At 44.1% G+C, this 2404-nt stretch carries 2 protein-coding genes; one reads left to right on the forward strand and one right to left on the reverse strand.

Going from position 1 to position 2404, the window contains the following annotated elements; genetic code table 11:
* Positions 1-13 precede the first annotated feature (13 nt).
* On the reverse strand, positions 14-1402 hold the full coding sequence (locus tag KIV40_RS18645; RefSeq protein WP_285350701.1) for a peptide MFS transporter: 1389 nt from the start codon (positions 1400-1402) through the stop codon (positions 14-16).
* Positions 1403-1735: 333 nt separating this feature from the next.
* On the opposite strand from KIV40_RS18645, the gene rfaH reads away from it, so the two are divergent.
* Positions 1736-2236: a transcription/translation regulatory transformer protein RfaH gene (rfaH, locus tag KIV40_RS18650; RefSeq protein WP_285350703.1), complete on the forward strand. Its 501-nt coding sequence runs from the start codon at positions 1736-1738 to the stop codon at positions 2234-2236.
* Positions 2237-2404 lie beyond the last annotated feature (168 nt).

Here is a 2404-nt window from a genome sequence, read left to right on the forward strand (position 1 = left end):
TCAACACGCCCTATTAAGCGACTTGAGTTTGTTGCTCTTCAATTTGTTCTGCTGTGCTGTGAGTATTTTCAGCACCATGCATCCAACGAACTAGCGTGTTAGAGAACAACAATAGAATCACGCCAGAAATCGCCGCGGTTACCGCAATACCACTGAAGATTGCTAGTGCGCCTAGTTCACCTACGTGAGAGCCAACATAACCTGCAACGTAGTTTGCGATTGCGTTACAGCCGAACCATGCGCCCATCATAAGCGATGCAAGACGTAGCGGAGCTAGCTTAGTTACTAGAGATAGACCAATAGGAGATAGACACAGTTCACCAAGCGTATGGAAGAAGAACGCACCTACTAGCCATAGCATTGATGTTTTAACCGCAGTATCACCACCTTGCTCCATAACAGCACCAACCATACATAGGAAACCCAATGCTAGGAAGAACATCGCTAGGGCAAATTTCATCGGTGAGTTAGGTTCACGTTTACCCAGCTTCACCCACAAAACGGCTAATACAGGTGCAAGAGTAATAATGAAGAACGGGTTTAGTGATTGGAACCACGCAGCTGGCACTTCGAAGCCACCAATCATACGATCTGTGTATTGCTGCGTGTAGATGTTCATTAGACCGCCAGCCTGCTCGAAGCCTGCCCAGAAAACGATAGTAAACAGGCTCATCACGAGGATAACTCTGATTCGGTCAACTTCTTCTTTGGTTAGTGGCTCTTTCTTCGCAGATTTCTTAATTGCTAGGTCACGTTTTGCTGCTGGTACGCGGCCAATGTCACCTAACCAAGATTGCGCCATTGTCATTTGCATCACAAGGCTAACAAGCATACCAATACCGGCAGCAACGAAGCCTGCTTTCCAGCCAAATTCGTTCGTTACAGAGCCCGATACAACACCAGCCAGCAACGCACCTAGGTTGATACCCATGTAAAAGATAGTGAAAGCGCCATCACGACGGTTATCGCCTTCATTGTATAGATCGCCAACCATTGTAGAGATGTTTGGCTTGAATAGACCGTTACCACAGATAAGTAGAGCAAGACCTAGGTAGAAAGTGTGTAAAGAGCCAAGACCCAGAGCATCTGCTGGCATTGCTAGCGTAAATTGGCCAATAGCCATCAACGCGCCACCAATAAGGATAGAACGGCGTTGACCTAGGTAGTTATCTGCAAGGTAGCCACCAATAAGAGGGGTGATGTAGACAAGTCCAGTATAGATGCCGTAAAGATCTAGAGCATCTTTAGTCGACCAGCCAAGACCGCCGTTCATTGTTGTGTCTGTAAGATAAAGTACTAGAATGGCGCGCATTGCGTAGTAAGAAAAGCGTTCCCATAATTCTGTACCGAACAGAAGGAACAAGCCACGTGGGTGACCAAAGTATTGATGTTGGTTTGACATAAGCTCTTCTAATAGTAGTTATTACATTTTTTAACGAAATCTACGTATACATGGTAATTTCTTGCCTGACAAACAATAAAATTTCATTTGACGATTCATTTGCCTTATGAAATACCTGCTCAGCGCTGAAATAACGGGGTTTTTGTCGGTGATTTGCTCGTGTTACAAACTTACTTTTCATTTTTGGTTGTAGACTTATTTTCTTAATGTTCTGAAAAGGTGTAAGTTTTAATCTTAATATTAAGCAGCCAATTAATAGGTTGCTTGAATGTCCATGACTCGTCTTTTGCTTAATGTTAGGATCAAGCAAAAATATAATTGGCTAGTAATAAAATGAAACGTTGGTATTTATTGTATTGTAAGCGAGGAGAGCAAGTTAGGGCGAAGCAGCACCTTGAAAACCAGGGTGTGGAGTGTTTTTACCCTACTGTCGAAGTCGAAAAGATCTTACATGGTAAACGACAGAAAGTCGAAGAGCCACTGTTCCCTTGCTATGTGTTTGCCCGATTTGACTATGAAGAAGGCCCAAACTTCACATCAGTTCGCTCTACGCGAGGCGTGGTAGACTTTGTTCGCTTTGGTGCACAGCCTAAAGAGATACAGGGTGACCTGGTTTATGAGCTTAAGCAGCTGGATAAATGTATCGACGACCAGACCGATGCTGAGAGCATGCTAAAACCTGGTGATCAAGTGCGAGTGAAGAGCGGGCAGTTTGCCGGTATTGATGCCATCTTCCAAGAACAAGATGGTGAGAAGCGCTCAATAATGTTGGTTCAGATGATCACCAAGCGTGTGCCTGTCAGCATAGACAACAGCGATTTAGACTTAAAATAGCCTGATTCCATCAAATATAAAAAGAGGTGCGCAAGCACTAATGCCGTTCACTTAAGGTGATCGGCATTGTTTTTTCTAGGGTATCGGCTTGGCTTTTTCTTAACGACTCTAGGGAAGGATCTTTCTCTCCTAGGTTCAAGTATTAAGCTCTCACTCATTGAGTAGAAG

Source organism: Vibrio sp. D173a (assembly GCF_030248475.1).